The 25,409-nt window shown below is 73.5% G+C and carries 29 protein-coding genes and 1 pseudogene; 14 read left to right on the forward strand and 16 right to left on the reverse strand.

Annotated features, from left to right (window positions below; translation table 11 throughout):
- Window positions 1-123: 123 nt before the first annotated feature.
- The 4 genes from ACFY7C_RS26845 to ACFY7C_RS26860 form a co-directional block, all read right to left on the reverse strand.
- Window positions 124-2,217, reverse strand: a complete 2,094-nt coding sequence (locus ACFY7C_RS26845; RefSeq protein WP_389655082.1) for an FUSC family protein — start codon at window positions 2,215-2,217, stop codon at window positions 124-126.
- A gap of 357 nt (window positions 2,218-2,574) precedes the next feature.
- A complete protein-coding gene (locus ACFY7C_RS26850) occupies window positions 2,575-2,811 on the reverse strand; it encodes a DUF2630 family protein (protein ID WP_389655084.1) in 237 nt (78 codons plus the stop codon).
- 49 nt (window positions 2,812-2,860) lie between these two features.
- Window positions 2,861-3,307, reverse strand: a complete 447-nt coding sequence (locus ACFY7C_RS26855) for an FxLYD domain-containing protein (protein WP_389655086.1) — start codon at window positions 3,305-3,307, stop codon at window positions 2,861-2,863.
- Window positions 3,304-3,732 carry a hypothetical protein gene (locus ACFY7C_RS26860; RefSeq protein WP_389655088.1) on the reverse strand — a complete coding sequence of 143 codons (429 nt, stop codon included), beginning with the start codon at window positions 3,730-3,732 and terminating at the stop codon, window positions 3,304-3,306. Before ACFY7C_RS26860 ends, ACFY7C_RS26855 begins: the two co-directional genes overlap by 4 nt.
- 101 nt (window positions 3,733-3,833) lie before the next feature.
- Between ACFY7C_RS26860 and ACFY7C_RS26865 the strand changes: the two genes are divergently transcribed.
- From ACFY7C_RS26865 to ACFY7C_RS26875, 3 genes are all read left to right on the forward strand, one after another.
- On the forward strand, window positions 3,834-4,310 hold the full coding sequence (locus tag ACFY7C_RS26865) for an RrF2 family transcriptional regulator (RefSeq protein ID WP_389655667.1): 477 nt from the start codon (window positions 3,834-3,836) through the stop codon (window positions 4,308-4,310).
- Window positions 4,311-4,342: 32 nt separating this feature from the next.
- Window positions 4,343-4,786, forward strand: coding sequence for a RidA family protein (locus ACFY7C_RS26870; RefSeq protein WP_389655090.1), 444 nt, complete (start codon window positions 4,343-4,345; stop codon window positions 4,784-4,786).
- 72 nt (window positions 4,787-4,858) lie between these two features.
- Entirely contained in the window at window positions 4,859-5,299 is a 441-nt protein-coding gene (locus tag ACFY7C_RS26875) for a hypothetical protein (protein WP_389655092.1), read from the forward strand.
- On the opposite strand, the gene ACFY7C_RS26880 is transcribed toward ACFY7C_RS26875, so the two are convergent.
- Window positions 5,293-5,829: a hypothetical protein gene (locus ACFY7C_RS26880; protein ID WP_389655094.1), complete on the reverse strand. Its 537-nt coding sequence runs from the start codon at window positions 5,827-5,829 to the stop codon at window positions 5,293-5,295. The genes ACFY7C_RS26875 and ACFY7C_RS26880 overlap by 7 nt on opposite strands.
- 236 nt (window positions 5,830-6,065) lie before the next feature.
- On the opposite strand from ACFY7C_RS26880, the gene ACFY7C_RS26885 reads away from it, so the two are divergent.
- From ACFY7C_RS26885 to ACFY7C_RS26895, 3 genes are all read left to right on the forward strand, one after another.
- Window positions 6,066-7,061 (forward strand): ATP-binding cassette domain-containing protein, encoded by a 996-nt coding sequence (locus ACFY7C_RS26885; protein WP_389655096.1) that lies wholly within the window; start codon window positions 6,066-6,068, stop codon window positions 7,059-7,061.
- Window positions 7,058-7,933, forward strand: a complete 876-nt coding sequence (locus tag ACFY7C_RS26890) for an ABC transporter permease (RefSeq protein ID WP_389655098.1) — start codon at window positions 7,058-7,060, stop codon at window positions 7,931-7,933. The genes ACFY7C_RS26885 and ACFY7C_RS26890 overlap by 4 nt, the downstream gene beginning before the upstream one ends.
- A gap of 93 nt (window positions 7,934-8,026) precedes the next feature.
- The gene (locus ACFY7C_RS26895; RefSeq protein ID WP_389655100.1) at window positions 8,027-9,127 is read left to right on the forward strand and encodes a MerR family transcriptional regulator; all 1,101 of its coding nucleotides are present in this window, start codon (window positions 8,027-8,029) and stop codon (window positions 9,125-9,127) included.
- Between the two features lie 32 nt (window positions 9,128-9,159).
- On the opposite strand, the gene ACFY7C_RS26900 is transcribed toward ACFY7C_RS26895, so the two are convergent.
- Genes ACFY7C_RS26900 through ACFY7C_RS26910 form a run of 3 tightly spaced genes read right to left on the reverse strand, consistent with a single transcriptional unit; the run spans window position 9,160 to window position 11,297 of the window.
- A complete protein-coding gene (locus tag ACFY7C_RS26900) occupies window positions 9,160-9,597 on the reverse strand; it encodes a universal stress protein (RefSeq protein WP_389655102.1) in 438 nt (145 codons plus the stop codon).
- Window positions 9,597-10,214 carry an FMN reductase gene (locus ACFY7C_RS26905; RefSeq protein WP_389655104.1) on the reverse strand — a complete coding sequence of 206 codons (618 nt, stop codon included), beginning with the start codon at window positions 10,212-10,214 and terminating at the stop codon, window positions 9,597-9,599. The genes ACFY7C_RS26900 and ACFY7C_RS26905 overlap by 1 nt, the downstream gene beginning before the upstream one ends.
- A gap of 3 nt (window positions 10,215-10,217) precedes the next feature.
- The gene (locus ACFY7C_RS26910; RefSeq protein ID WP_389655669.1) at window positions 10,218-11,297 is read right to left on the reverse strand and encodes an LLM class flavin-dependent oxidoreductase; all 1,080 of its coding nucleotides are present in this window, start codon (window positions 11,295-11,297) and stop codon (window positions 10,218-10,220) included.
- A 220-nt stretch (window positions 11,298-11,517) separates the two neighbouring features.
- Between ACFY7C_RS26910 and cbiE the strand changes: the two genes are divergently transcribed.
- Together cbiE and cobM are read left to right on the forward strand one after the other, a co-directional pair.
- Window positions 11,518-12,735, forward strand: a complete 1,218-nt coding sequence (gene cbiE, locus ACFY7C_RS26915) for a precorrin-6y C5,15-methyltransferase (decarboxylating) subunit CbiE (protein ID WP_389655671.1) — start codon at window positions 11,518-11,520, stop codon at window positions 12,733-12,735.
- The gene (gene cobM / locus ACFY7C_RS26920) at window positions 12,732-13,481 is read left to right on the forward strand and encodes a precorrin-4 C(11)-methyltransferase (RefSeq protein ID WP_389655106.1); all 750 of its coding nucleotides are present in this window, start codon (window positions 12,732-12,734) and stop codon (window positions 13,479-13,481) included. The genes cbiE and cobM overlap by 4 nt, the downstream gene beginning before the upstream one ends.
- A 23-nt stretch (window positions 13,482-13,504) precedes the next feature.
- Here the strand turns inward: cobM and ACFY7C_RS26925 are convergent, their stop codons facing one another.
- The gene (locus ACFY7C_RS26925; protein WP_099895366.1) at window positions 13,505-13,579 is read right to left on the reverse strand and encodes a 50S ribosomal protein bL37; all 75 of its coding nucleotides are present in this window, start codon (window positions 13,577-13,579) and stop codon (window positions 13,505-13,507) included.
- A 125-nt stretch (window positions 13,580-13,704) separates the two neighbouring features.
- Between ACFY7C_RS26925 and ACFY7C_RS26930 the strand changes: the two genes are divergently transcribed.
- Both ACFY7C_RS26930 and ACFY7C_RS26935 read left to right on the forward strand, forming a co-directional pair.
- Window positions 13,705-13,983: a CopG family transcriptional regulator gene (locus ACFY7C_RS26930; protein ID WP_389655108.1), complete on the forward strand. Its 279-nt coding sequence runs from the start codon at window positions 13,705-13,707 to the stop codon at window positions 13,981-13,983.
- Window positions 13,980-14,393: a PIN domain-containing protein gene (locus ACFY7C_RS26935; protein ID WP_389655110.1), complete on the forward strand. Its 414-nt coding sequence runs from the start codon at window positions 13,980-13,982 to the stop codon at window positions 14,391-14,393. The genes ACFY7C_RS26930 and ACFY7C_RS26935 overlap by 4 nt, the downstream gene beginning before the upstream one ends.
- On the opposite strand, the gene ACFY7C_RS26940 is transcribed toward ACFY7C_RS26935, so the two are convergent.
- Window positions 14,383-14,949: a GNAT family N-acetyltransferase gene (locus tag ACFY7C_RS26940; RefSeq protein ID WP_389655112.1), complete on the reverse strand. Its 567-nt coding sequence runs from the start codon at window positions 14,947-14,949 to the stop codon at window positions 14,383-14,385. The two genes, ACFY7C_RS26935 and ACFY7C_RS26940, sit on opposite strands and share 11 nt — an antisense overlap.
- Before the next feature lie 44 nt (window positions 14,950-14,993).
- Window positions 14,994-15,833, reverse strand: coding sequence for a GNAT family N-acetyltransferase (locus tag ACFY7C_RS26945; RefSeq protein WP_389655114.1), 840 nt, complete (start codon window positions 15,831-15,833; stop codon window positions 14,994-14,996).
- On the opposite strand from ACFY7C_RS26945, the pseudogene ACFY7C_RS26950 reads away from it, so the two are divergent.
- Together ACFY7C_RS26950 and ACFY7C_RS26955 are read left to right on the forward strand one after the other, a co-directional pair.
- Window positions 15,783-16,568, forward strand: a pseudogene (locus ACFY7C_RS26950) (transcriptional regulator); the annotation flags it as partial. The gene ACFY7C_RS26945 and the pseudogene ACFY7C_RS26950 sit on opposite strands and share 51 nt — an antisense overlap.
- Before the next feature lie 14 nt (window positions 16,569-16,582).
- Window positions 16,583-16,987 carry a hypothetical protein gene (locus tag ACFY7C_RS26955; protein WP_389655116.1) on the forward strand — a complete coding sequence of 135 codons (405 nt, stop codon included), beginning with the start codon at window positions 16,583-16,585 and terminating at the stop codon, window positions 16,985-16,987.
- A 79-nt stretch (window positions 16,988-17,066) separates the two neighbouring features.
- Here the strand turns inward: ACFY7C_RS26955 and ACFY7C_RS26960 are convergent, their stop codons facing one another.
- Complete coding sequence (locus tag ACFY7C_RS26960) at window positions 17,067-17,573, reverse strand: helix-turn-helix domain-containing protein (protein WP_389655118.1); 507 nt, start codon at window positions 17,571-17,573, stop codon at window positions 17,067-17,069.
- Between the two features lie 459 nt (window positions 17,574-18,032).
- Entirely contained in the window at window positions 18,033-19,166 is a 1,134-nt protein-coding gene (locus ACFY7C_RS26965; RefSeq protein ID WP_389655120.1) for a cobalt-precorrin-5B (C(1))-methyltransferase, read from the reverse strand.
- Window positions 19,167-19,187: 21 nt separating this feature from the next.
- Between ACFY7C_RS26965 and ACFY7C_RS26970 the strand changes: the two genes are divergently transcribed.
- Together ACFY7C_RS26970 and ACFY7C_RS26975 are read left to right on the forward strand one after the other, a co-directional pair.
- Window positions 19,188-19,943: a cobalt-precorrin-6A reductase gene (locus tag ACFY7C_RS26970; RefSeq protein ID WP_389655122.1), complete on the forward strand. Its 756-nt coding sequence runs from the start codon at window positions 19,188-19,190 to the stop codon at window positions 19,941-19,943.
- The gene (locus ACFY7C_RS26975) at window positions 19,940-21,523 is read left to right on the forward strand and encodes a serine hydrolase (RefSeq protein ID WP_389655124.1); all 1,584 of its coding nucleotides are present in this window, start codon (window positions 19,940-19,942) and stop codon (window positions 21,521-21,523) included. The genes ACFY7C_RS26970 and ACFY7C_RS26975 overlap by 4 nt, the downstream gene beginning before the upstream one ends.
- Here the strand turns inward: ACFY7C_RS26975 and cobJ are convergent.
- The 3 genes from cobJ to ACFY7C_RS26990 are packed head-to-tail and all read right to left on the reverse strand — an operon-like array spanning window position 21,495 to window position 25,290.
- On the reverse strand, window positions 21,495-23,027 hold the full coding sequence (gene cobJ / locus ACFY7C_RS26980; RefSeq protein ID WP_389655126.1) for a precorrin-3B C(17)-methyltransferase: 1,533 nt from the start codon (window positions 23,025-23,027) through the stop codon (window positions 21,495-21,497). The genes ACFY7C_RS26975 and cobJ overlap by 29 nt on opposite strands.
- Window positions 23,024-23,677 carry a precorrin-8X methylmutase gene (locus tag ACFY7C_RS26985; protein WP_389655128.1) on the reverse strand — a complete coding sequence of 218 codons (654 nt, stop codon included), beginning with the start codon at window positions 23,675-23,677 and terminating at the stop codon, window positions 23,024-23,026. Before ACFY7C_RS26985 ends, cobJ begins: the two co-directional genes overlap by 4 nt.
- On the reverse strand, window positions 23,674-25,290 hold the full coding sequence (locus tag ACFY7C_RS26990; RefSeq protein ID WP_389655130.1) for a cobalamin biosynthesis protein CobG: 1,617 nt from the start codon (window positions 25,288-25,290) through the stop codon (window positions 23,674-23,676). Before ACFY7C_RS26990 ends, ACFY7C_RS26985 begins: the two co-directional genes overlap by 4 nt.
- Window positions 25,291-25,409: the final 119 nt, after the last annotated feature.

Below are 25,409 nucleotides of genomic sequence, written 5' to 3' on the forward strand. Positions count from 1 at the left end.
GGGGCGTGGATCACGGTGAATTCGAGCGCATCGTAGTCGTACACGTGGGATCCGGTAACGGCGGTGGGAGGGTTGGGTTCCGCAACCGCCGGTAAGGGCTCCGGTACGCCCCTTTGGAGAGGTTTACGGCTCCGGTCGCCGTTCCGGGGCGGGGTCCTGGCCCCGGTCCCCGCCCCGGTCCCGGCCCTGGTCCCGGCCCTGGCCCGTGGCGGGGTCCTGGTGGCTCGGGTCCCGGTCGTGGCCGGGGGTCGCGATGGCGCGTGCCGCCCGTACCTCCTGGCGCAGGGCGGCGAGCACTCCCTCCTCGTCCCCGCCGAGGTCCGCCCGCACCTCCACCAGGACGTCGCTGGAGCGCAGCCCCTCGGCGAGCTCCCGCAACTGGCGCTCCACGGCGGCGACCTCGGCCGGGTCGGGCGGCGGGGCGCCGTGGTCGACGCGGATCCGGGCGGCGGTCGTCGCGTCCACGATCCGCTCCACGGCGATGGCCAGCGGCCACCAGGCGGCGGCCAGGTCGCCGGCGGGCGGCGGCTCGGTCAGGGCCCGCTGGAACTCCGACCGCACGGTCGACATGTCCCGGTACAGCTTGCGGCGGGCCCGGTGCCGGACGGCCGGGTCGCGGGCCGGCTCGCCGTTGCCGTTGCCGTTGCCGTCGCCCGCTTCCGGGGCGAAGGCGAGACGGACGTACGCGGCGGTGTCCGCGACCGCGTCGGCGAGCCGGTCCGCGACCCGGGTGTGCCAGGACTCCGGCCACAGCAGATAGCCGGCGACCAGCGCGATGCCGCAGCCGATCAGCGAGTCGTACAGGCGCGGCAGGACCAGGTGGAAGCCCTGGTGGTTGAGCAGGTCGGACAGGAGCAGGATCACCGGCGTGATGGCCGCGGTCTGGAAGGCGTACCCCTTCGCCGAGAAGGCCGGGATCAGCGCGGCCAGCGCCAGCATCACCGGCACGTCCCACCACCCGCGCGGCACCGCGGCGAGCAGGGGCGCGGCCACGAGCAGCCCGGCGGCGGTGCCGAAGGCGCGCAGCACCGCCCGGGAGAACACCGAGCCGAAGTCCGGCTTCAGCACGAACGTGACGGTGAGGGCGACCCAGTACGAGCGGGGTACGGCGATCAACGAGACCAGGGCCTGGGAGAGGCCGATGCACAGGGCGAGCCGCAGACCGTAGCGCCAGGACGCGCCGGACAGCAGCACGCTCCGGGCGGTGCGGCGGATCCGTACGCGCAGGGCGGCGGGCCGGCCGAGCCGGTCGTCGACGTTGTACGGGCGCGGCTCGGCCTTGTGGACGACGGTCGCCGCGTAGCGAAGGGCCTCGTCGACGGCCTTCTCCGAGGGCCGGCGGGCCTCGGGGAGGGCCAGCTCGGGGGTGCCGGTGCGGCCCTCCTCGACCGCTTCGGCGAGGGTGCGCACGGCGGCGGGGATCTCCGGCGGCAGCGCCCGGTGGAACCGGCGGGCCGCGAAGTGGGCGGCGGGCGCGGCCTCCAGGAGCGGGATCAGCACGTTGAGCTGGGCGAGCAGCCGCACGAGGGTCGGTGCGCGGCCGTGCTGGCGGGCGCGGCGGGCGAGCACGAGGTCGTAACTCTGGTTGAGCGAGGCGGTGACCGCCTGCCGCTTCTCGTCGTACGCGTCGGTGCCGGCGGCCTCGAACAGCTCAGCCAGCGCCCGGTACGTCCCGGCGACCGCCCTCCGCTCCGGCTGCCCGCCGCGCAGGGGCCAGCCGAGCAGCGTGAGCACGAGGACGACGACCCCGCCGAGGGTCAGCAGGAGGGGGGCCTTCCACCAGGGGTCGGGCATCGGCAGGCCGGCACCGACGACGGCGTTGAGGAGGAGCAGCAGGCCGGAGACGGAGGCGACGGCGCCGATCGAGGAGATCATCCCGGAGACGAGCGCGATGAGGGTGAGCGCGGCGACGGCGGGCCAGCCCTGGCCGAAGACGAGGGTGCCGAGGGTGACGCCGAGGGCGCCGAAGAGCTGGGGCACGGCGATGTTGAAGATCCGCATGCGGTAGGCGTCGGCGGTGTCGCCGATGACGCCGGAGAGGGCGCCCATCGACACGAGCGCGCCGTACGCCGGCTGTCCGGCGGCCATCCCCACGGCGAGCGGCGCGCCGAGCGCGACGGAGGCACGGGCGACGGCGGCCCACGGGACGGGGGTGGGCTGGGGGCGGAGACCGGCGGTGAGCCAGGCGGGCGGTGACAACCGTGCGGCGTTTCCCATCCGCCCACGGTAGGCCGCCCCACCGCCCGCCCGCCGCCGGGTGCGGGGCCGTCGTGGGCCCGTCGCCCCGAGCCCGTGCGGGCCGCGCCGGTGGGCCTTGATTTCGGTGGTGCGGTGCCGGCCCGTGCCGGCCGGCGGCTCCAGCGGGGCGAAAGCCCACATGGGTGGGCGGGCGCGGGCCCTCACGAGCGTGGGCCCGCATGGGCGGCGGGCCGCACGGGGCCGGGCGCGCCAGCCGGGGCGAGGGGCGACGGGCTGTACGGGCGGGGCGCAGGCCCCGGCGGCGTGGAGGCCCGCATGGGCGGTGGGCCCACGGGGGCCAGGCCCGGCACCGATCCGGCCGCACCCGCCCAGGGGCTAGCTGCGGTAGCCCTCGACCTCGGCCGCCGGGCGGAGGGCCGCCGTGTCCGGGTCCTCGCCGAACTCGGCCTTCGCGCGCCGCTGGCGCAGCAGGTCCCAGCACTGGTCGAGCTGGACCTCCAGCTCGGCGAGCCGGGTGCGTTCCTCGTCCAGGAGGCCGCCGGTGCGCTGCCGCAGGGCCCGTTCCTCCTCGACGAGCGCGCCGATGTTCTCGAGGATCTCGTCGTTGTCCATGCCCTCAGCGTGGCCGATCCCCGCCCGCCCTGCAGGTCGAGCGGAGCCGTCAGTGCCGCAGGGCCTGGGCGATCTCCGCCTTCGTGGCGCCGGAGAGACTCCGGTTGCTGCGGGCGGTCCCGCTCTTGGACGCGCCGGGCCCGACCCCGTTGACGCTCACGACGACCGCGTCCAGCAGATTGCCCTGGTCGTCACGGAAATTGACCCAGATCGTGTAGTCGGCGTCCTTGTCGTCGGGGTTGGTCGCGGTGACCTCGGCGACCGTGCGGTCGCCGTCCGTGGAGGTCGGCCCGGCCCGGACGTCCCGCGCCGCGTTCACGCCGTCCTTGACCTCGTTCATCTTCTCCTGGGCCGCCGAGGCCACCGCTCCCGTCGCGGAGGAGACGATCTCCCCGGCCTGCTGCTGCACCTGCTCGCAGCCGGTCAGGGCCACGCAGGCCAGGCCGCCCAGCGCGAGCGCGGCGGCGGCCCCACGGGCGGTACGACCCCGGCTCACCGCCGCTCGCCGCCGTACGACTCGTCCACGGCGAGCGCCCAGATGACGAAGACCGACACGGCCATGGAGAACAGCGCCCACCACGGCTGGTACGGCAGGAACAGGAAGTGGGCGACGAGGTTCAGCGCGGCCAGCGCGATGCCGGCGACCCGGCCCCACTCGGCGCCGGTGAGGATGCCGTAACCGGCGATCGCGACGACGATGCCGAGGCAGAGGTGGATCCAGCCCCAGGTGGTCAGGTTGAACTCGAAGACGTAGTCGCCGACGCGGGCGTAGATGTCGTCCTCGGCGATGCCCGCGATGCCCTGGAGGACGTCCATGACGCCGGTGACCAGCATGAGGACACCGGCGAAGAGGGTTCCGCCGGCGGCCCACGCGCCCCGGGTCGACGTCTTGTCCCGTGTCGTTGTCTTGTTCTGGCTCATGGCCTCATCGTGGGAGCGGTTGTTCGATCGCGAACCTTTTGCTGCTCCGTTCGGGGGGTTGCCGGAACCTATCCTGGATATCTAGTATCCAGGATATGAGGATGAACGAGGGCGTGGAGTGGGCACTGCACAGCTGCCTCAACCTGGCCTGGCTCGGCGGGGACCGGGCGGTCACGGCGGCCCGGCTCGCCGCCTACCACGAACTGCCCGCCCCCTACCTCAACAAGCAGCTCCAGGCCCTCGTCCGGGCCGCCATCCTGAGCTCGGTCTCCGGCCCCAAGGGCGGCTTCCGGCTGGCACGGTCGCTGGACCGGATCACCCTCATGGACGTGGTCACGGCGATCGAGGGCCCCGACGAGGCCTTCCGCTGCACCGAGATCCGCGCCCAGGGCCCCGGCGCGGCCGAGAACGGCCGCGGACCGGCCGTCGAGTGCGCCATCGCCGGTGCGATGGGCCGGGCGGAACTGGCCTGGCGCCGCGAGCTGGCGGCCCGGACCCTCGACGACGTGCGCCTCCAGGCGGAACGGCAGGCGCCGGACGCGCCCGACCGCATCCGCCGCTGGTTCGCGAACACCTGACCGCCCCCAAATTCCCTCGGAGGACGTACCTCATGAGCATCGACCCCGACCGCCACCACGACCAGCGCACCCTCACCAACCCCGCCACCCTCCACGACCCGACCCCCTTCGGCTACAGCCACGCCGCCTCCGCGCCCGGCGAACTCGTCTTCATCGCGGGCCAGTACGCCTCGGACGCCACCGGCGCCCCGGTTCCCGGCGACTTCACCGCCCAGGTCGAGCTCGCCCTGACCAACCTCCGGCTCGCCCTGGAGGGCGTGGGCCTCGGCCTCCCCCACGTGGTCCGCCTCGGCTCGTACGTCGTCGACCACGACCTCGCCAAGCTGGAGGTCCTCGGCAAGGCCCTGCACGCCGCCTTCGGAGAGCGGCTGCCGGCCCAGACCCTCAGCGGCGTCGCCTCCCTCGCCCTGCCCGGCATGCTCTTCGAGATCGACGCGGTGGCGGTGCGGCCCGCGAAGAGCGCCACGGCCGGCTGATCCACTTGCGGGCCGTACGGCACGGGTGTGCTCTGGAGGGTGCAGGAAAGGCGCCCGGAAGGAGCCTCCGCCATGGCCGCACACGCAGCGATACCCGACCGACGCAGACACCGTGAACTGCGCGGTCAGCGCGGGCAGCAGCAGACGATGACCCACGGCTGGGGGCTGCCCGTGACCCTCGGCATCGTCTACGGCCTGTACGCCCCGACCGTCGTCCGACGCGGTGGCGAACCGAGCTGGGGCCAGTTCTGGCTCGGCGTCGTCAGCGGGCTCGTCCTCGCCGTCGCCGTCTACGGACTCCGGCGCTACGGCCGCGTCCTGCCGCGCGAGCTGCGCGCGGTCGCCTGGGGCGGTCTCGCCGGCATCGCGATCGGCTTCCTCTTCAGCCTCTCCGACGCCAGCGTCTACGCGGCGACCGTGCTCGGCCTGGTGGTCGCGGGCGCCGTCTTCGCCGCCGCCTTCTACCTCTTCTACACACACGAGGACGCGGCCGGCCGCCCCGCGCCCTACTGACAGGCCCGCGAGGCCAGGCCCCCGCCGGCCCGACGCCGGTGGTACGCCACCGCCACCGCCGCGAGCAGCGGCGGCCAGGCCAGCAGGGGCGCGTAACAGACGAGGAGCAGGGCGTCCTGGGCGGGTGAGGCCGGGATGCCCGGGCCGAGACCGGCGTGCGCGGCGTAGAAGCCCCAGCCGGCGATCGCGCACAGCGCGGCGACTCCGGCGAGGGCGGCCCCGGTCGCGGCGGCCGGGTTCACCCGGCGCCCGCCCAGGAAGGGCAGCCGGCGCGGGAACACCTCGCCCCAGGAGCGGACGAGCCCGAGCGTCAGGAACGCGAGCAGCTCGGAGACGACGCTGAGGGAGACGACGTAGGCGGACTCCCCGAGGCCCAGCGAGCCGTCGCCGGCGTCCTGGGTGACCGGGAGCCCGGCGACGAGCGCGAGCCGCCACAGTCCCGAGGGGAGGACGACCAGAGGGACGGCATGGGCGGCCACGGCGGCCCAGCGGGGCACCTCCGGCAGCGCGACGATCTTCAGCATGACCATGACCTCAGCGTCCGCCCGTGGCCCGCCCCGCACGTCCTCCCGAGGGGCCGATCGCCTCCGCCGCCCGGCGGAGAGGCCTCGCCGGGCTGGTCCCCTGGCACGCACGGCGCCCCCGTCGGAAACTGGTTGAAGCGGACCCCAACCCCGGCCCTCCAGGACGGGCCCGCAACCGACCGCCGACCGATGACGGCCGACCGACGACCGCCGGGACCCGTGCCCTCAGGGAGGACAGGCGTATGACCGACCTCGCCATCGAGACCGAAGGCCTGGTCAAGGTCTTCGGCACGAACCGCGCCGTCGACGGCATCGACCTGCGCGTCCCCGCCGGCACCGTCTACGGCGTCCTCGGTCCCAACGGCGCCGGGAAGACCACCGCCGTCAAGATGCTCGCCACCCTCCTCCGCCCCGACGGCGGCCGGGCCCGGGTCTTCGGCAAGGACGTCGTCGAGGACGCCGACACCGTACGCGGCCGGGTCAGCCTCACTGGCCAGTACGCCTCCGTCGACGAGGACCTCACCGGCACCGAGAACCTGGTGCTGCTCGGCCGGCTCCTCGGCCACGGCCGCGCCGCCGCGCGCGAGCGTGCCGCGCAGCTCCTGGAGGCGTTCGGTCTCGCGGAGGCGGCGGACCGGCAGGTCAAGAACTACTCGGGCGGCATGCGGCGCCGCATCGACATCGCCGCGTCCATCCTCAACGTTCCCGACCTGCTGTTCCTCGACGAGCCGACCACCGGTCTCGACCCGCGCAGCCGCAACCAGGTCTGGGACATCGTCCGCGCCGTCGTCGCGCAGGGCACCACCGTCCTGCTCACCACCCAGTACCTGGACGAGGCGGACCAGCTGGCGGCCCGGATCGCCGTCATCGACCACGGCAAGGTCATCGCGGAGGGCACCAAGGGTGAGCTCAAGGCCTCGGTGGGCGCCGGCTCCGTGCACGTACGCCTCCGGGACCCCGAGCAGCGCGGGGAGGCCGAGCGGATCCTCACCACCGCCCTCGACGCCACCGTCCAGCTCGACCCGGACCCGGTCGCGCTCACGGCCACCGTCGGCGGCCACGGAACCGATCTCGGCGCCGCCGAACAGGCCGCGCGGGCGCTCACCGCACTGGCCAGGGCCGGGATCACGGTCGACAACTTCGGGCTCGGGCAGCCCAGCCTGGACGAGGTGTTCCTCGCCCTGACGGACCGTGCTCCCCGCACGGCGAACCCCGACCGGAAGGGAACGACGGCATGACCACCGTCACCACCGGCAAGGACGCGCAGGACCCGCAGAACACCGACACCCTGGACTTCGTCGCCCCCAAGGCCGACGAGCTCGCCGCGCTGCTCGTGGGACACACCCGCCCGCCGCGGCCGAGCGCGCTCTCCGCCTCGCTGACCTTCGGCTGGCGGGCCATGCTCAAGATCAAGCACGTGCCGGAGCAGCTGTTCGACGTGACGGCTTTCCCGATCATGATGGTGCTGATGTACACGTACCTCTTCGGAGGCGCGCTGGCCGGCTCGGTCTCGGCGTACATCCAGTTCCTGCTGCCGGGGATCCTGGTGATGAGCGTCGTGATGATCACCATGTACACGGGTGTCTCGGTCAACACGGACATCGAGAAGGGCGTCTTCGACCGCTTCCGTACGCTGCCGATCTGGCGGCCCGCGCCGATGGTGGGCTACCTGCTCGGCGACGTGGTGCGCTATCTGATCGCCTCCGCCGTGATGCTCACGGTCGGCATCGTCATCGGCTACCGGCCGGACGGCGGGGCGGCTGGCGTGCTGCTCGGGGTCGCGCTGCTGCTGGTCTTCTCGTTCGCGTTCTCGTGGATCTGGACCATGTTCGGACTGATGCTGCGCAGCGAGAAGTCGGTCATGGGCGTCAGCATGATGGTGATCTTCCCGCTGACCTTCCTGTCGAACGTCTTCGTCGACCCGAGGACCATGCCCGGCTGGCTCCAGGCCTTCGTCAACAACAGTCCGGTGACGCATCTGGCGACGGCCGTACGGGAGTTGATGGCGGGAAACTGGCCCGCGGCGGACATCGCCTGGTCGCTGGGCTGGTCGGCGCTGTTCGTGATGGTCTTCGGCGCGGTCACGATGCGCCTGTACAACCGCAAGTAGCGTTCTCGACCGCCGCGGTTGACCTTCCCGCGCGGGGAAGGCCCAGCATCGGTCGGGCCGGGCAGGGAGCCCGGCACGGGGAGGACAGGACACGTGCTGACCATCGGGGACTTCGCCCGCGTTTCCCGGCTCACGGCCAAGGCGCTGCGCCGCTACGACGAGCTGGGCCTGCTGCCGCCCGCCCGCGTCGACCCGTTCACCGGCTACCGCTACTACGCCGAGGAACAGGTGGAGCGGGCCCGGCTGGTGGGCTGGCTGCGGCGGATCGGGATGCCGCTCGCCGAGGTCGGGCGGGTGTGCGCGCTGTACGAGGCGGACGACGCGGCGGGCGCGGCCCGGGCGATCCGTGCGTACTGGGTGGGCGTCGAGTCGGAGACGGCGGCGCGGCGGGACCTGGCGTCCTCCCTGGTGGACCGACTGAAGGGCCCCACTGACATGACGACGCCCCCTCCTGTTTCTCCCTCCTCTCCCTCCCCGTTCGTCCTGCGCGCCGCCGTACGGCTCGACACCGGCCTGGTGCGCGCCGTCCAGCAGGACGCCGCCCACGCCGGACCGCAGCTGCTGGCCGTCGCCGACGGTTACGGCCCCGAGGGCGAGCGGGCCGCGACCTCGGCGCTCACCGCGCTGGAGGCCGTGCCCCGGTCTGCCGGTTCCTCCGGTGCCGCCCGGGCGGGTGATGTCCTCAACGCCCTGGAGGACGGGGTGCGCGGCGCGAACGACGCCGTGGCCGGCCTCTCCGGGTCCGGCACCACGCTGACCGTCGCGCTGCTCGCCGGGAACCGCCTCGCGCTGGCCCATGTGGGCGACTCGCGGGCGTATCTGCTGCGCGACGGCGTCCTGGTGCGGCTCACCCGTGACCACACCGTGGTGCAGGCGCTCGTCGACGCGGGCGAGCTGGACCCGGCCGAGGCGGCCGACCGCCCCGACCGGGCGCTGCTGCTGAAGGCCCTCGACGGCGGGGACGTGCCGCCGGAGCCGGAGCTCGCCGTGCGCGAGGCGCGGCCGGGGGACCGGCTGCTGCTGTGCACCGACGGCCTCTCGGCCCTGCTCCCCGCCGAGGACGTCGAGCGCGGGCTCGCGCGGGGCGACGGCCCCGACGCCACGGCCGAGGCGCTGGTCGCGCTCGCGCGGGACCTGGGCGGCCCGGACAACGTGGCGTGCGTGGTGGCGGACGTGGTGCCGGCCGCCTCGTAGAGAGGGCCGCGCCCGCCCCCGCCCCCAGGGGCCTACTGCTCGGCGACCTTGCCCCGTACGACCACCACGGGGCAGGGGGCGTGCTGGGCGACGTTCGTCGAGACGGAGCCCAGGAAGGCGGCCTTGAAGCCGCTGTGGCCGCGGTCTCCGACCACGAGCAGTTCGGCGCCCTCCGACTGGTCGACCAGGGTCTGGACCGGGTTGCCGGCGGCCACCGTGCGGGTGACCGTGGCGGCCACCTCGGGGGCGAGGGCCTTGGCGAGGGACTCGTCCAGGATCTGCTTGGCGAGCTCCTCGGGGTCGAACCCCGCCGGCACGCCGGGCATGACGGTCGCCCAGGAGGCCGGGTACTCCCAGCTGATCACCGCGTGCAGGGAGTCCCCGGTCAGGGCGGCCTGCCGCGCCGCCCACTTCAGCGCCTTCAGGGAGGGCGCCGAACCGTCCACGCCCACCACGATCCTGCCGCTCATCACGGACCTCCGGCCAATTGCTTCTCGAAGGGGACGATTTCGTCCTCTTCCGCCCTTCTGCCCGGCCGGGCCGCGACCATGTCCGCGAACTCGTTCCCGGCCCGGGTGATGCGGGCCGGGAGGCCCTCGGTGTACTCGTCGCCGCCGGAGCCCCAGTCCTCGGTGGCCGCGTAGACGGCGGTCGGGGTGACGAGGGCCCGCAGGTAGGCGAAGAGCGGGCGCAGGGCGTGGTCGAGCACGAGCGAGTGCCGGGCGGTGCCGCCGGTCGCGCCGACGAGGACGGGCGTGCCGGTGAGCGCGGCCGGGTCGATCAGGTCGAAGAACGACTTGAACAGACCGCTGTACGAGGCCGTGAAGACGGGGGTCACGGCGATGACCCCGTCCGCGCCGGTCACCGCGTCGATCGCCGCCCGAAGCTTTTCGGAGGGGAAGCCGGTGACGAGGTTGTTCGCGATGTCGACGGCGAGGTCGCGCAGTTCGACGACCTCGACGTCGACGGCGTACTCCTGCTCGGCGAGCCGGTGGCGGGCGGCCTGGAGCAGCCGGTCGGCGAGCAGCCGGGTGGAGGAGGGGCTGCTGAGTCCGGCCGAGACGGCGACCAGCTTGAGGGTGCGCATGGCTCACGCCTCCCGCTTCTTCTGCACGGCGGGGTGGAGCGGGGCGGTCTCCGGCACGCCGGCCGGCCGCAGGTTCGCGAACTCCTTGCGCAGGACCGGGACGACCTCCTCGCCGAGCAGGTCGAGCTGTTCCAGGACCGTCTTCAGCGGCAGGCCCGCGTGGTCGATCAGGAAGAGCTGGCGCTGGTAGTCGCCGACGTACTCGCGGAAGGACAGGGTGCGTTCGATGACCTCCTGCGGCGAGCCGACGGTCAGCGGGGTCTGGCTGCTGAACTCCTCCAGGGAGGGTCCGTGGCCGTAGACGGGCGCGTTGTCGAAGTACGGGCGGAACTCCCGTACCGCGTCCTGGGAGTTCTTCCTCATGAAGACCTGGCCGCCGAGGCCGACGATCGCCTGCTCCTCCGTCCCGTGGCCGTAGTGCGCGTACCGTCGGCGGTAGAGGCGGACCATCTTCTCGGTGTGCTGCTTGGGCCAGAAGATGTGGTTGGCGAAGAAGCCGTCGCCGTAGTACGCGGCCTGTTCGGCGATCTCGGGGGAGCGGATGGAGCCGTGCCAGACGAAGGGCGGGACGCCGTCCAGCGGGCGCGGGGTGGCGGTGAAGCCCTGGAGCGCGGTGCGGAACTTCCCCTCCCAGTCGACGACGTCCTCCCTCCACAGCCTGTGGAGGAGCGCGTAGTTCTCGATGGCGAGCGGGATGCCCTGGCGGATGTCCTGGCCGAACCACGGGTAGACCGGGCCGGTGTTGCCCCGGCCCGTCATCAGGTCGACGCGGCCGTCGGAGAGGTGCTGGAGGGTCGCGTAGTCCTCGGCGATCTTCACCGGGTCGTTGGTGGTGATGAGGGTCGTGGAGGTGGAGAGGATCAGCTTCTCCGTGCGGGCGGCGATGTGCCCGAGGAGGGTGGTCGGGGAGGACGGCACGAACGGCGGGTTGTGGTGCTCGCCGGTCGCGAAGACGTCCAGGCCGACCTCCTCGGCCTTGAGCGCGATGGCGACGGTGTTCTTGATCCGCTCGTGCTCGGTGGGGGTGCGGCCGGTGGTGGGGTCGGTCGTCACGTCACCGACGGTGAAGATCCCGAACTGCATCGTGCTCACCTCTCGCCTTCCTGGTTTTGGTTGAATCTTAAATCACCACGTCCAACGGTGCCACTTCCCTCCCTATTCCTGGTGCTCTTCCACATCGGGCAGAACGCCCGGAAGTAGCCCGTGAGCGGCCGGTTTCCGGCCTCCCGTAGAGTCGGCCGATGTGAACGCCGCGATATCGGAGGAGCCGGTGCAGCCGGAGCAGGGGCAGGCGCCCGAGCCGGTGGTGTCGGTCGTCGGGATCGGTGCCGACGGCTGGGACGGACTGCCCGAGGCCTCCCGCCGGACCCTGCGCGCCGCCGAGGTGCTGATCGGCGGCCCCCGCCAGCTCGACCTGCTGCCCGCCGGGGCCTGCCCCGGCACCCGGGTCCCCTGGCCGAGCCCGCTGCGCCCCGCCGTGCCCGGCCTGCTCGCCGCCCACGAGGGCCGCCGCATCGCCGTCCTGGCCAGCGGCGACCCCCTCTTCTACGGGATCGGCCGCACCCTCGCCGAGTTCGTCGGCCCCGACCGGCTGGACGTCCGGCCGCACCCGTCCTCCGTCTCGTACGCCTGCGCCCGGCTCGGCTGGCCCCTGGAGGCCACCGAGACGGTCTCCCTCGTCGCCCGGCCCCTCGACGCGCTCACCGCCGCCCTCCACGACGGCCGCCGCCTGCTGCTGCTCGGCGAGGGCCCCGAGTCGCCCGCGCGGGTCGCCGCCCTGCTGCGCGAACGCGGCTGGGGCCGGACCCGGATCCGGGTCCTCGAACAGCTCGGCGGCCCCCGCGAGCGGCTCCTCGACGGCACCGCCGCCGACTGGCCCCACGAGCGGGCCGACGCCCTGCACGTCCTCGCGCTCGACTGCGTACGCGACCCGGACACCCTGCGGCTCGGCACCACCCCCGGCCTGCCCGACGAGGCGTACGAGCACGACGGGCAGCTCACCAAGCGCTACGTCCGCGCCGCCACCCTCGCCGCGCTCGCCCCCGCCCCCGGCGAACTGCTCTGGGACGTCGGCGGCGGCTCCGGCTCCATCGGCGTCGAATGGATGCGGGCCCACCGCGCCTGCCGGGCGATCGCCGTCGAGAAGTCGCCCGAGCGGGCCGCCCGCATCGCGCGCAACGCGGCCGCCCTGGGTGTGCCGGGCCTGAAGGTCGTCACGGGCGGCGCGCCCGAGGCGCTGACCGGCCTGGAGACGCCCGACGCGATCTTCATCGGCGGCGGCCTGACCGCGCCCGGTCTGCTCGACGCCTGCTGGGACGCGCTTCCGCCGGGCGGCCGGCTCGTCGCCAACACGGTGACCCTGGAGTCGGAGGCGGTGCTCGCCGAGCGCCACCGGCGTCACGGCGGCGAGCTGATCCGGCTCGCGGTCGCGGCCGCCGTGCCCGTGGGCGGCTTCACCGGCTGGCGCCAGGCGATGCCGGTCACGCAGTGGTCCGTAACGAAAGGTTCTGGAGAAGCATGACCGTCTACTTCATCGGCGCGGGCCCCGGCGCGGCCGACCTGATCACCGTGCGCGGCGCGCGGACCCTGGCGAAGTGCGGGGTCTGCCTCTACGCCGGCTCCCTCGTCCCGCGCGAACTGCTCGCCGAGTGCCCGCCGGACGCGAAGCTGGTGGACACGGCGCGGATGGACCTCGACCAGATCGTCGCCGAGATCGCCGCCGCCCACGAGGCCGGCCAGGACGTGGCCCGGCTGCACTCCGGCGACCCGTCCGTCTTCAGCGCCATGGCCGAGCAGATGCGGCGCCTGGACGCGGCCGGCATCCCGTACGAGGTCGTGCCCGGCGTCCCGGCCTTCGCGGCCGCGGCCGCGGCGCTGAAGCGGGAGCTGACCGTGCCGACCGTCGGCCAGACCGTCATCCTCACCCGCATCGCCCAGCAGGCCACCCCCATGCCGGAGGGCGAGGACCTCGCCACCCTCGGCCGCAGCGGCGCCCTGCTCGTCCTCCACCTCGGCGCCCGTTACGTCGACCGGATCGTCTCCGAGCTGGTCCCCCACTACGGCACCGACTGTCCGGCCGCCGTCGTCGCGATGGCCAGCCGGCCCGACGAGGTCGTGCTGCGCGGCACCCTGGAGGACATCGCGGAGCAGGTGAAGGCGGCCGGCATCACCAAGACCGCCGTCATCGTCGTGGGCCGCACGCTGGCCGCCTCGGAGTTCCGCGACAGCCACCTCTACGACCCGGCCCGGGACCGCCACACCTGCTGAGGCGCTCGGTCCCGGGCACTGGTTCACGCGTTGGGCCGCTTGCCGTGGTTGGCCTTCTTCTTCTTGCGGGCCCGCTTCTTGTTGCCGCGCTTCGCCATGGGTCACCCTCTCGGTAGGAGGTTCTGCCGTGGCGCCAGCCTAGATTCGGGTGCGGGAGGCCGCATCCGGATCGGGTCTGGGGAGAAACGATACGGCGGTGGGTACGGGGAGTATGGTCGAAGGTATGGCCACGAAGAAGGTGACGGTGACGATCCCGGAGGACCTCCTGGAGGAGGTCCGCGCCGAGGCGGCCGAACAGGGTCTGTCGGCGTACATCGCCGAGGCGCTGCGTCTCCGGCGGGACCGCGATCGGCTCAGGGAGCTCGTCGACTGGCTGGAGGAGGAGTACGGCCCGGTCACGGAGGACGAGCTGGCTGCCGCCGGCGCGGAGATGGACGAATTCCACGCCGAACACGAACGTCGTCGGCGGGCGCGGGAGGCGCACGCGGGTGAGGCCGCGTGACGCCGCGGGCGGACCGACCACTCCAGGTCTTCGTCCTGGACAGTGAGGCGCTGTCGCTCGCGGTGCGGGGCGATCGCGCCATGATGGCCCGCCTCGCCCGGGCCGCCCGTGGGGAGGCCGACGTGGTGACGTCCCCCATGACTCTCGTCGAGGCGTACGACGGCAGGACGACCGAGCGGCGATGGGACTGGGTCCTGTCCCGCGTCCGTGTGGCGGACATCGGCCAAGAGGAAGCCCGGCAGGCCCGTCGACTCCTGGCCGACGCGGGCCTGAGCGGGCACGAGTACGCCATCGACGCCGTTCTCGCCGTCGTCGCACGCCGACAGGCGGGCGAGGTCGTGGTGTTCACGTCGGACGTGGACGACCTGGAGAAGCTGGTTCCCGACCGGATCCTCGTCGTCAAGGTGTGACGGCCGCCCCAGACGCCCCCCACTCCGGCGCCAGCGCCGCCATCACCGTCGCGTCCACCCGCTCGCCCTCCCACAGCAGCGCACCCCGCAGGGTGCCCTCCACGCGGAAGCCGGCCTTCTCGTAGGCGCGGCGGGCGCGCGGGTTGAAGGCGTAGACCTCCAGCCAGACGCGGTGGAGGCCGAGCGCCTCGAAGGCGTGGGAGACGATCAGGCGGGTCGCCTCCGTGCCCAGGCCGCGGCCGATGCCGGACGGGGTGAAGCAGATCCGGAAGGCGCAGCTCTCGTTGTCGCGGTCCCACTCGTTGAGCACCGCCTCGCCCACCACCCGGCCCGTGGCCCGCTCGACCACCGCCAGGTCGAGCCGGTCGTCCTGGGCGCCCCGGGAGCCGTACCACCGGCGGAGGGCGGGCTCGTCGAAGTCGGTGTGGGCGCCGGTCAGGCGGGCGATCTCGGGGTCGTCGAACATCGGCAGCAGCGCGGGGACGTCGTCCTCGGTGACGGGGCGGAGGACGACGAGGTCGCCGGTGAGCGTGGGCTTGATCGAGAAGTCGGCCATCCGGGGATTGTCTGCCGTTGCCCGCCGACTGTCGCGCGTTTTTCCTAGGGATGGCACCCCATGGGGGCGAGCGTGGTGTGGGTGAAGCCGAGGGAAGCCAGTCCTTCGGACTGGCACAGCCGGTCGGAGGGGCCGTCGACCTCGGTCTGGAGGAGCTGGTAGGCGGCGCCGTGGTCCTGGCCCCAGTGCATGGCGGCGCGCCACAGGAGCCGTCCGAGACCCTGCCCCCGGACCTCGGGCAGGACGGCGAAGTACTGGGGCATGAGCTGGGGGCGTCCGTGTGCGTCAGGTCGTACTTCCATGGGGCCGATCGCGCCCACAATGCTGTTCTCGGCGGCGGCGGCGAGGACCGGGCCGCAGCGGTCGGTCTGCATCCGGGTGTGGAGGAAGGCCAGGCCGTCGGCGGCCATCGCCTCGGCGAAGGGGACGAAGGTCTCCTGTACGGCGGCCGGCCAGGCGGTGAAGGGACGGACGGGGCCGTCGGGCGCGGGGCAGGGGCCGGTGGTGAAGTCCTTCAGCTGGATGCGGGTGCCGCGCGGGTGTGCGGTGGCGGGGCTGAGGGGGCGTACGACCCTTGCGCCCGCCACGTCGTGTGCGGCGGCGAGCTTCGCGGCCAGTTCGGCGGCTTCATCCACGACGCTGTCACGGAGCCCGTAGGCGAAGACCTTCACAGTGCCGCGTCCCCGCCGGGTCAGCGTGGGGATGAGGGTGTGCTCGGGCTGGTGCACCACGTCCTCGCGGAGGACCTTCTCGTCCTTCTTGCCGCCCCAGCGCCGGTCCTTGTCGTAGGGCAGGAAGTCTCCGGTGTGGGCCGCTCGAAGGGTGTCCGCGAAGACGAGGCTCTTGCCGGTGGCAGCCGGGGTAACTCGCTCCCTCTGCTCCACGCGGCAGCCGACCTTTTCCAGCTCGCCGGCGAAGTCGCATACGACGCCAACCGGTACACCGACTCGGCAGCCTCATACGCGCTTGCGGCGTCGATGAGCAAGGAGGCGGGAGCATTCGATCTGTGGGCCTGTGCACTTGTGCGCCATGCCTACGTGGAGATGTCCGAACGGCGGTACCGGCAGGCAGCCGAGATCCTCGGGGCGGCGGAACGCATTGCCGCACGGGGGGACAGAAGTCTGTCCACCCGACAGTGGGTGGCGTCGGTGCAAGCTGAAGTGCACGCTGGCATGGGGGACTTGCATGGGTGCGAGCGTGCACTCATTCAGGCCGAGTCGGTACAGAACCTGCCCGATGGCAGCACGAACGGCGGGTGGCTCCGTTTCGACGGCACTCGGCTGGCAGAGGAGCGCGGGGCACGGTACGTGCAGCTCGGACGCCTCGACCTGGCCGAGGAGGTGCTGAGACGGGCCCTGGATCAGATCTCCCTTGCTCCCGGTTGCTCATATCGCCGGAGAGGAGCCGTCCTCGCCGATCTGGCCATAGTCGGGACGAAGCGTCGTGACGCCGAGCAGGTTGTGATGTACGCCCGCGAAGCACTGGACCTGGCTCACGCGTCTTCGTCCGGGTATGTCGCCCGTAGACTCCAAAGTCTGAGCGACGAGTTCGGCCCCCTGAGTCGGGACCGCCGTGTAGCGGAGCTGGGGGCGGAGATCGCCATGCTGAGGACGCCGTGACGAGAGGGGTTGGCATGTCGCAGACCGAAGGTGCACGACTGTTCCGGGAAGCCTGGATCGCGGGCGTGCGCCAGCACTTCCCCGGCGAGCCGAAGGCCGGCTACGTGACCCCCTGGGCGGACACGCCGGAGTGGGAGCGGGAGGCGGCGGGCTCCGTGTACGAGCAGGTCCGCCAATTCATCGAGCTCAGCGGCGGCACCACGTCCAGGCTGACCCGTGAACAGAAGAGTCGCTTCGTCGCGGTCTGTTGGACAGCCCAGATGTTCAAGCACTTCGAGGAACCGAAGCCGGGCTACGTCGCTGACTGGCCTGACCTCCCGTCCTGGCAGCAGGAAACGGACGCGGACATCTTCGAGGCCATCGAGAAGTCCCTCATGACGGACCTCACCCTGACAACCGCACCTGACTCGTCGGCATGAGGTGAACGGCCCAGGCTGCGACGGTGGTCCGGGCCCCAGCATGGGGGGCGGGCCGTGGGGACGGGCGCGGACTGGCGCGTTATGTCCGGTTGTCGGGCCGCTCTTGGTCGCCGCCGTCGATGACGGTGAGTCCTCCGACGTTCTTGGCGCTGGCGTACGGGTCGGGGGCGCCGTCGGGGATGCTCTGGATGGCCTGCCCCTGGGCAGTCCCGTTGCCGTTGAAGACGAAGTCGGCACGCAGCCGCCAGTCCCGTCCGTCGGGGTAGATGAAGCCGTGCTCGGAGAGCTGCTTCAGCGCGCGCGACACGGTCGGCTGCTGCATCCCCACCTGCGCCGCGAACTTTGCCTGCGTCTCGACGCGGACCAGACCGTGGTCCTTACGGTTCTGCAGAGCGCACATTTTGTGGAACAGCTTGTACGCCGCTCCGCTGAGGTCGGCCTCAGCGAGGGCGTTGTGCGCCTCGTAACCCATCGTGGTGTAGCCACCTCCTCGGAACCAGAGCCCGGACCCTGCGCTGACCGACGAGTGCACGGTGAGGTCCTGAACCTCGCCCGTGCTGCGGTTGACCGTCTCGATCTTGGTCACTCGTCGGGCCGCACGCACAGGTTACCTCCGTGGCTGGATGAGGCGATCCGGGGCCGCATGGAAGACCCCGGTTCTGCGAATCATTCTATGCAGTTCAGCATTGCGGGGAAGCTAGAAGGTAACGTTGCATGCGATTTCGCATAAGCATCTCGCACTGGTGCATGGCGGCGGCCATGTCTTCGCAGGTCAGCGGCGCGCCGTGGTCGGTCCGTCTTAATACGTAAAGGGGGCCGCCGTAAGGGCCGTCGCTCCAAGGAGGCGTGGCCGGTGTCGGGGGTGGCTGATGGAGGCATACGTGGCGGACGACCGCCCGGCTATCCCGCCGCCGTGGCGTGCTTTCGTGGGCTGAGGCCACGACGGGCCCCACGGAGGCTCACGCGGTCTGCCAGGTGCGGGCTGGGCCTCGACAGGCAGCGAGGGCAGGGTTCACGCCGCCGACCGGCCCGCTGGTGCCGTTCTTCAGTGCCCCGGGCCCGCCGGTGCCGACCGGCCCACCACGACGCCCGCCCGGTCGATGCACACCACGTCTACGGTCACCGGCGCGCCGCGGAGCACCGCCAGGGCCTCGTCGCGGGCGCGGGCGGCGACCAGGTCGCCCAGGGGGACGCCGGCGGCCTCGCAGAGGCGGAGGGCGGCGAGGCCGGTGTTCGCGGCGGTGATCTCGTCGGCGAGGGCGTCGGACGCGCCGCCCGTGCGGGCCAGCTCGGCGAGGAAGACCTTGTCGACCTGGGAGCGGGCGGAGTGCAGGTCCAGATGCCCGACGGCCAGCTTGGAGAGCTTCGCGAAGCCGCCGCAGATCGTGAGCCGGTCCACGGGGTGGCGGCGGATGTACTTGAGGACGGCGCCCGCGAAGTCGCCCATGTCGAGCAGGGCGATCTCCGGCAGGTCGTACAACTCGGTGACCGTGCGCTCGGAGGTGGAGCCGGTGCAGCCGGCGACGTGGGTGAGGCCGCCCGCGCGGGCCACGTCGACCCCGCGCCGGATGGAGTCGATCCAGGCGGAGCAGGAGTAGGGCACGACGACGCCGGTAGTGCCGAGGATGGACAGGCCGCCGAGGATGCCGATCCGCGGGTTCCAGGTGGAGCGGGCGATCTCGGCGCCGTGGTCGACGGAGATCGTGATCTCCACGTCGCCGGTCGCGCCGTGGGCCGCCGCGACCTCCGCCACCTGCGCGCGCATCATCTGCCGGGGCACGGGGTTGATCGCCGGTTCGCCGACCTCCAGCGGCAGGCCGGGCAGGGTGACCGTGCCGACGCCCTCGCCGGCCCGGAACACCACGCCGGAGCCGGCCGGCAGGAGCCGTACCGTCGACCGGATCAGTGCCCCGTGGGTGACGTCGGGGTCGTCGCCCGCGTCCTTCACCACCCCGGCCATGGCCGCCCCGCCCGTCAGGGACTCGGCGGCCAGCGCGAAGGACGGCGTCTGGCCCTTCGGCAGGGTGATCGTCACGGGGTCCGGGAAGTCGCCGGTGAGCAGCGCGGTGTACGCGGCGGTCGTCGCCGCCGTCGCGCAGGCACCGGTCGTCCAGCCGGGCCGCAGACCGGTGTGCTTGAGTTGGGCCGCACGCCCGCCGGAACTCATGCCGGAACTCATGAACGGACTCCCAGGATTCCCATGCACATACTCATCCTCGGCGGGACGACCGAGGCCCGCGCCCTGGCCGGGCTGCTCCACCCGGGGGCCCGCGTCACCAGCTCGCTCGCGGGGCGGGTCGCCGCGCCCCGGCTGCCGGTGGGCGAGGTGCGGATCGGCGGCTTCGGCGGCGCGGAGGGGCTCGCCGCGTGGCTGCGGGAGCACGCCGTGGACGCGGTCATCGACGCCACCCATCCCTTCGCGGAGCGGATCAGTTTCAACGCGGCCCGGGCGGCCGCCACCGCCCATGTTCCCCTGCTGGCACTGCGCCGCCCCGGCTGGGTCCCGGTCGAGGGCGACGACTGGCACGAGGTGACGTCCCTCGACGAGGCCGCGGCCGCGCTCGACGCCTTCGGCGACCGGGTCTTCCTCACCACCGGCCGGATGGGCCTCGCGGCCTTCGCCGGGCGCCCCGAGTGGTTCCTGGTCCGCTCCGTGGACGCCCCGGAGGGACCGATGCCCGCCCGGACCGAAGTCCTCCTGGACCGGGGCCCCTTCACGCTGGCCGGAGAGCGCGAGCTGATGGGCCGTCACCGCATCGACGTCCTGGTGACGAAGGACAGCGGCGCCGCCGCCACCGCCCCCAAGCTCGCCGCCGCCCGCGAGGCCGGCGTCCCGGTCGTGATCGTCCGCCGCCCGCCCGTACCGGAGGGCGTGCCGACGGCGGCGACCCCCGAGGAGGCCGCCGCCTGGCTGCGCGCGACAGACGCCCTCAGGGCCCGTTCAATGGAGGAATGAGTACCGTTCGATGGCTTGCCGCGGCGGGACTGTCGGCGCTGCTGGGCGCCACGGCGATCGCCCCCGCCGTCCCCCCGGCCGCCACCCCCGGGCCCACGCCGCCACCGGCCCAGCCGCCGCCCGAGCTCGACGACGCGGAGGTCCGGCGGGCCGTCGACCGGCTCGACGGGGTGGTGCAGGCGGCCATGAAACGCACCGGAGCGCCCGGCGTGGCCGTCGCCGTCGTGCACGACGGCAAGGTGCTCCACCTCAAGGGATACGGCGTGCGGAAGGCCGGCGAGCGCGCCGCCGTCGACGCCGACACCGTCTTCCAGCTCGCCTCCGTGTCGAAGCCGATCGCCTCCACGGTCGTCTCCGGCGCCGTCGGCGCCGAGGGCTGGACGAAGCCGGTCGCGCCGAACGTGCCGGGCTTCGGCCTCAAGGACCCGTGGGTGAGTTCCCATGTGACGGCCGCCGACCTGTTCTCGCACCGCAGTGGTCTGCCCGACCACGCAGGTGACCTGCTCGAGGACCTCGGCTACGACCGGGCGTACATCCTGTCCCACCTGCGCCACGAGCCGTTGACCCCGTTCCGCGCCAGCTACGCGTACACCAACTTCGGCCTGACGGCGGCCGCCGAGGCCGTCGCCGACGAGAAGGGCGTGCCCTGGGAGAAGCTCGCCGAGGACGTCCTCTACAAGCCGGCCGGCATGGACTCCACCAGCTCGCGCTTCGAGGACTTCGTGAAGGCGCCGGACCGTGCCTGGGGCCATGTGAAGGTCGGCGGCGCCTGGAAGGCGCGGTTCGTCCGGGACCCGGACGCCCAGTCCCCCGCCGGCGGCGTCAGCTCCACCGCCCGTGACATGGCGACCTGGATGCGGCTGCAGCTCGCGAACGGCACGCTCGACGGCAGGAAGATCGTCGACGCCGAGGCGCTCCAGCTGACCCACCACCCCGAGTCGGTCTCGAGTCCCGCCCGCGCCCCGGCCGGCCGGACCGGTTTCTACGGCCTCGGCTGGAACGTGAGTTACGACGACGCGGGCCGGCTCAAGGTCTCCCACACCGGAGCCTTCGCACAAGGCGCGCACACCAACGTCACGATGCTGCCCGGCGAGCAGCTCGGCATCGTCGTCCTCACCAACACCTCACCGGTCGGCGTCGCCGACGCCGTCGCCCTCGACTTCTTCGACATCGCCGAGACCGGAGCGGTCAGCCGCGACTGGATCCCCCTCGTTGACGGGCTCTACCAGCAACAGGCCGACGCGGACCGGTCGAAGACCGACTACGCCCGCCCGCCGGCCGACGCCACCCCCGCGAAGGCCACCGACAGCTACACCGGCACCTTCGACAACGCCTACTACGGCCGCGCGCAGGTCGTCGCCGGCCCGGACGGCGCCCTGGCCCTCCGTCTGGGGCCGAAGCCCCAGACGTACCCGCTCACGCACTACGACGGCGACACCTTCAGCTTCGAGACCGCCGGCGAGAACGCCGTCGGCCGCACCGGGGTCACCTTCACCCCGGACGGGAAGTCCTTCACCGTCGAGTACCTGGACAAGGAGGGCCTGGGGACCTTCACCCGTAGCGGCGCGGCGTCCAGGTGATCGTCTTCCCGTCGGCGCGCTCGACCGCCCGGGTCTGCGAGGAGCCGATGAGGAGCAGGGTGCGCATGTCGACCTCGGAGGGGTCCAGGGTCTTCAGGGTGAGGACGCGGACCGACTGCTCGGGGCCGCCGACGTCACGGGCGACGACCACCGGGGTGTCGGGGGAGCGGACCTCCAGGAGCAGGTCGCGGGCGGCGGCCACCTGGTGGGTGCGGGACCGGGAGCCGGGGTTGTAGAGCGCGAGGACCAGGTCGGCCTCGGCGGCGGCGCGCAGCCGGCGGGCGATGACGTCCCAGGGCTTGAGCCGGTCCGAGAGCGAGATCGTCGCGTAGTCGTGGCCCAGCGGCGCGCCCGCGGCGGCCGCCGCCGCGTTGGCGGCGGTCACGCCCGGCAGGACCCGTACGGGCACGTCGGCGTACCGCTCCTCCGAGGCGACCTCCAGGACCGCGGTGGCCATGGCGAAGACGCCCGGGTCGCCGCCGGACACGACGGCGACGCGCCGGCCGCGCCGGGCCAGGTCGAGGGCGAACTCGGCCCGCTCCGACTCGACCTTGTTGTCGGAGCCGTGCCGCCGCTGTCCGGCCCGCAGCACCGGGACCCGGTCCAGGTAGGTGGTGTAGCCGACCAGGTCGTCGGCGTTGACGAGCGCGCCGCGCGACTCGGGGGTCAGCCAGGGCGCCCCGGCCGGTCCGGTGCCGACGACCACGACCTCGCCGCCGGTCTCCCGGGACTCGGGTGCGACGGCGTCGATACGGGAGGGGAGGACGGCGACGGAGAAGTACGGGACGGTCGACGGGTCCACGTCGGACAGCGCGTCCGTCCGCTCGCCCGGCATGAACGCCCGCTCCACGTACCGGGCGTCGTCCAGCCGGCCGGCCCGCTCCAGGGCACGCCGCACGGTCGGGAAGGTGCGGCCGAGCTTCATCACGACGGCCGAGTCGGTGGCGGCGAGACGGGCGGTGAGCTCGTCCTCCGGCAGGGTGCCGGGGATGATCGTGAGCACTTCCTCGGCCTCGCACAGCGGCTCCCCGAGGCGGGCCGCGGCGGCGCTCACCGAGGTGACGCCGGGGATGACGGTCGTGTCGTAGCGGTCCGCGAGCCGCTTGTGCATGTGCTGGTACGAGCCGTAGAAGAGCGGGTCGCCCTCGGCGAGGACGGCGACGGTGCGGCCGGCGTCCAGGTGGGCGGCGAGGCGGGCCGCGGCCTCCTCGTAGAAGTCGTCGAGCGCGCCCCGGTAGCCGCCGGGGTGATCGGTGGTCTCCACGGTGAGCGGGTACATCAGCCGCTCCTCGATGTGGTCCTCGCGGATGTGCTCGGCGGCGATGGACCGGGCGATGGAACGGCCGTGGCGGGCCGAGTGGTACGCGATCACGTCGGCCCCGGCGATGGCCTTGACGGCCGCCACGGTCATGAGGTTCGGGTCGCCGGGGCCGAGCCCGACGCCGTAGAGCTTTCCGGCCGGGGCCCCGGTCGTGGTGCTGGTGTCGGTCGACGTGCCGCTCATGCCTGGATCTCCGCTTCGTGCGCTATCGCGTTGATCGCGGCGGCGGTCATCGCGCTGCCGCCGCGCCTGCCCCGGACGACGAGGTACTCGAGGCCGAGGGCGTTCTCCGCGAGGGCGTCCTTGGACTCGGCCGCGCCGATGAAGCCGACCGGTATGCCGAGGACGGCGGCCGGCCGGCCGGCGCCCTTCCGGATCATCTCCAGGAGGTGGAACAGCGCGGTGGGCGCGTTGCCGATGGCGACCACGGAGCCTTCCAGCCGGTCCCGCCACAGCTCCAGGGCCGCGGCCGAGCGGGTGGTGCCGAGCTCGGCGGCGAGAGCGGGCACGGACGGGTCGGACAGGGTGCAGAGCACGTCGTTGTCGGCGGGCAGCCGCTTGCGGGTGACGCCGCTGGCGACCATCTGCGCGTCGCACAGGATCGGGGCGCCGGCGCGCAGCGCGGCGCGGGCGGCGGTCACGACACCGGGGGAGTGGGCGACGTCCTTGACGAGGTCGGTCATGCCGCAGGCGTGGATCATCCGCACCGCGACCTGGGCGACGTCGGCGGGCAGGCCGGCGAGATCCGCCTCGGAGCGGATCGTGGCAAAGGACCGGCGGTAGATCTCCGCGCCGTCCTTCTCGTACTCGAACATCCTGTTGCTCTCGCTCATCTCGTGGTGCGGGACGTGGCCACTGCTTCGGTCAGGGAGGTACGGGGGGTGGGGGCGCCGTCCACCAGGTAGCCGCCGTCCGCGACGGCGAGGACGTCGACCCAGGCGCCGTGCGGGTGCCCGCAGCGGCGCTCGCACCCGGAGTAGTGCACGGGCAGCCCCCCGGCCGGCGCCTCCTCGGCGTCCGCCCGGACGTCCGCCAGTGCCTTGCCGCAACCGGGCCGCCCGGTACAGGCGGAGACCCCGGCGAGGGGGGCGCGGGCGGAGGTGACGAGCCCGAGCGCGTCGAGGGCGCGGAGCCGGGCGGACGGGTCGTACCGGTGGTGGGGCATGTCCCCCGCGCCGACGGGCTGGTTGGTGTTCCCGTACGGGGCGGTGCCGGGCATGCCGGACCCGCCCCCGGCGTCGGCCGGCCGGTGCGCGGCGCCGACCACGACCACCCCGCGCCACGGCGTGAACCGCAGCTCCTCGGCCCCGTCGGCCAGGGCCCGCAGCTGGGCGGCGGTGAGGCGGCCGAGGGGCGCGAGCACGTACAGGCCGGTCGCGCCCAGCACCCCGGGCTCGGGCGGATCCCTGTGCGGGAGCCGCGCGTCCGGTACGGGCTCCGCCGCGATCGCGGCGCGCGCGAGCGCGCCGGCCACGTCGAGCACCGTTCCCGGGGGCAGCTCCCGTACCCGCCAGGCCCCGTTCCCGGCCTCCCGCGCCGCCGCGAGGAACGCCTCGGCCCCGGCCAGCGCGGCACGCGCCGCGTCCTCGCCCGCGACCCGGAAGAACTGCCCTCCGACGTACAGCAGCGCCTCGGGTGCGGGCTCGTGACCGCGCCCGGTATGCGGTCCGGCCGCGCCGTCGGCGTACGACACCGGGCAGCCCTGCGCCTGAGGCGCGGGCACGCGCCCAGCGCCCGGCCCCGCTCCGCCTCCGGCGGCAGCCGGGCTGCCGCCCGCCGGGGCGTGCGCTCCGGCGGAGCCGAGGGCGCCCCTGGCGGCCGCGTCGGCATCGCTCGCGTCGCCTCCGGCGGCGCCCTCGCCGCCCGCCGCGCCACCGGCAGCCCCGGTGGCCGGTCCCGCCGCGTCACCGCCGGGCAGGGCCTCCGCCCCCACTGCGATCAAGGTCACATCCCCGCCGAGCCCCGCCACGTCCCCCCGGCCGGCGTCCAGGACGAAGAGGAAACGGCCGGAAAGCGCCGTCGTCCAGGGTTCCGCGCAGAGCAGGGAGTCCAGGTCGCGGGCCCACAACTGGGCCGTCGCGTGGCCGAGTCCGGTGAGGTCGGCGGCCGGGGAGGCGACGATGTTGCGGACGCGTTCGTGGCCGGGAGAGGGCAGCAGGCCCGCGTCGTCGAGGAGGGCGGCGAGGCGGGCGCCGCAGTCGTCGGCGAGGCCGCGCAGTTCGGCGTTGCCGCGCGAGGTGATGCTGATCCGCCCGTCGCCCAGGGACTCCGCCGCCGTGGCGAGCAGCTCGGCCTGACGAGCCGTCAGAAGGCCACCGGGCAGCCGCAGTCGGGCCAGCCGGCCGTCATCGGCCGGGTGCAGGCGCAGCGCCCCCGGGCAGGCGTCGCCACGGTCCCGTATGCGAGCTTCGCCCGGTTCGGGCGTCGAGGGTGGGGTGGGCGGCATGGCGGCGAGCATACCCACGGGGAACCGGCCGACCACCGGGTGTGATCCGGCCGACTCTCCGGCCCCCTCCGGCCCGCCGACCGCACGATCTAGGATGCAGACCGGCATGGGGTCCCAGG

The organism is Streptomyces sp. NPDC012769, from assembly GCF_042901205.1.
Classification (GTDB): domain Bacteria; phylum Actinomycetota; class Actinomycetes; order Streptomycetales; family Streptomycetaceae; genus Streptomyces.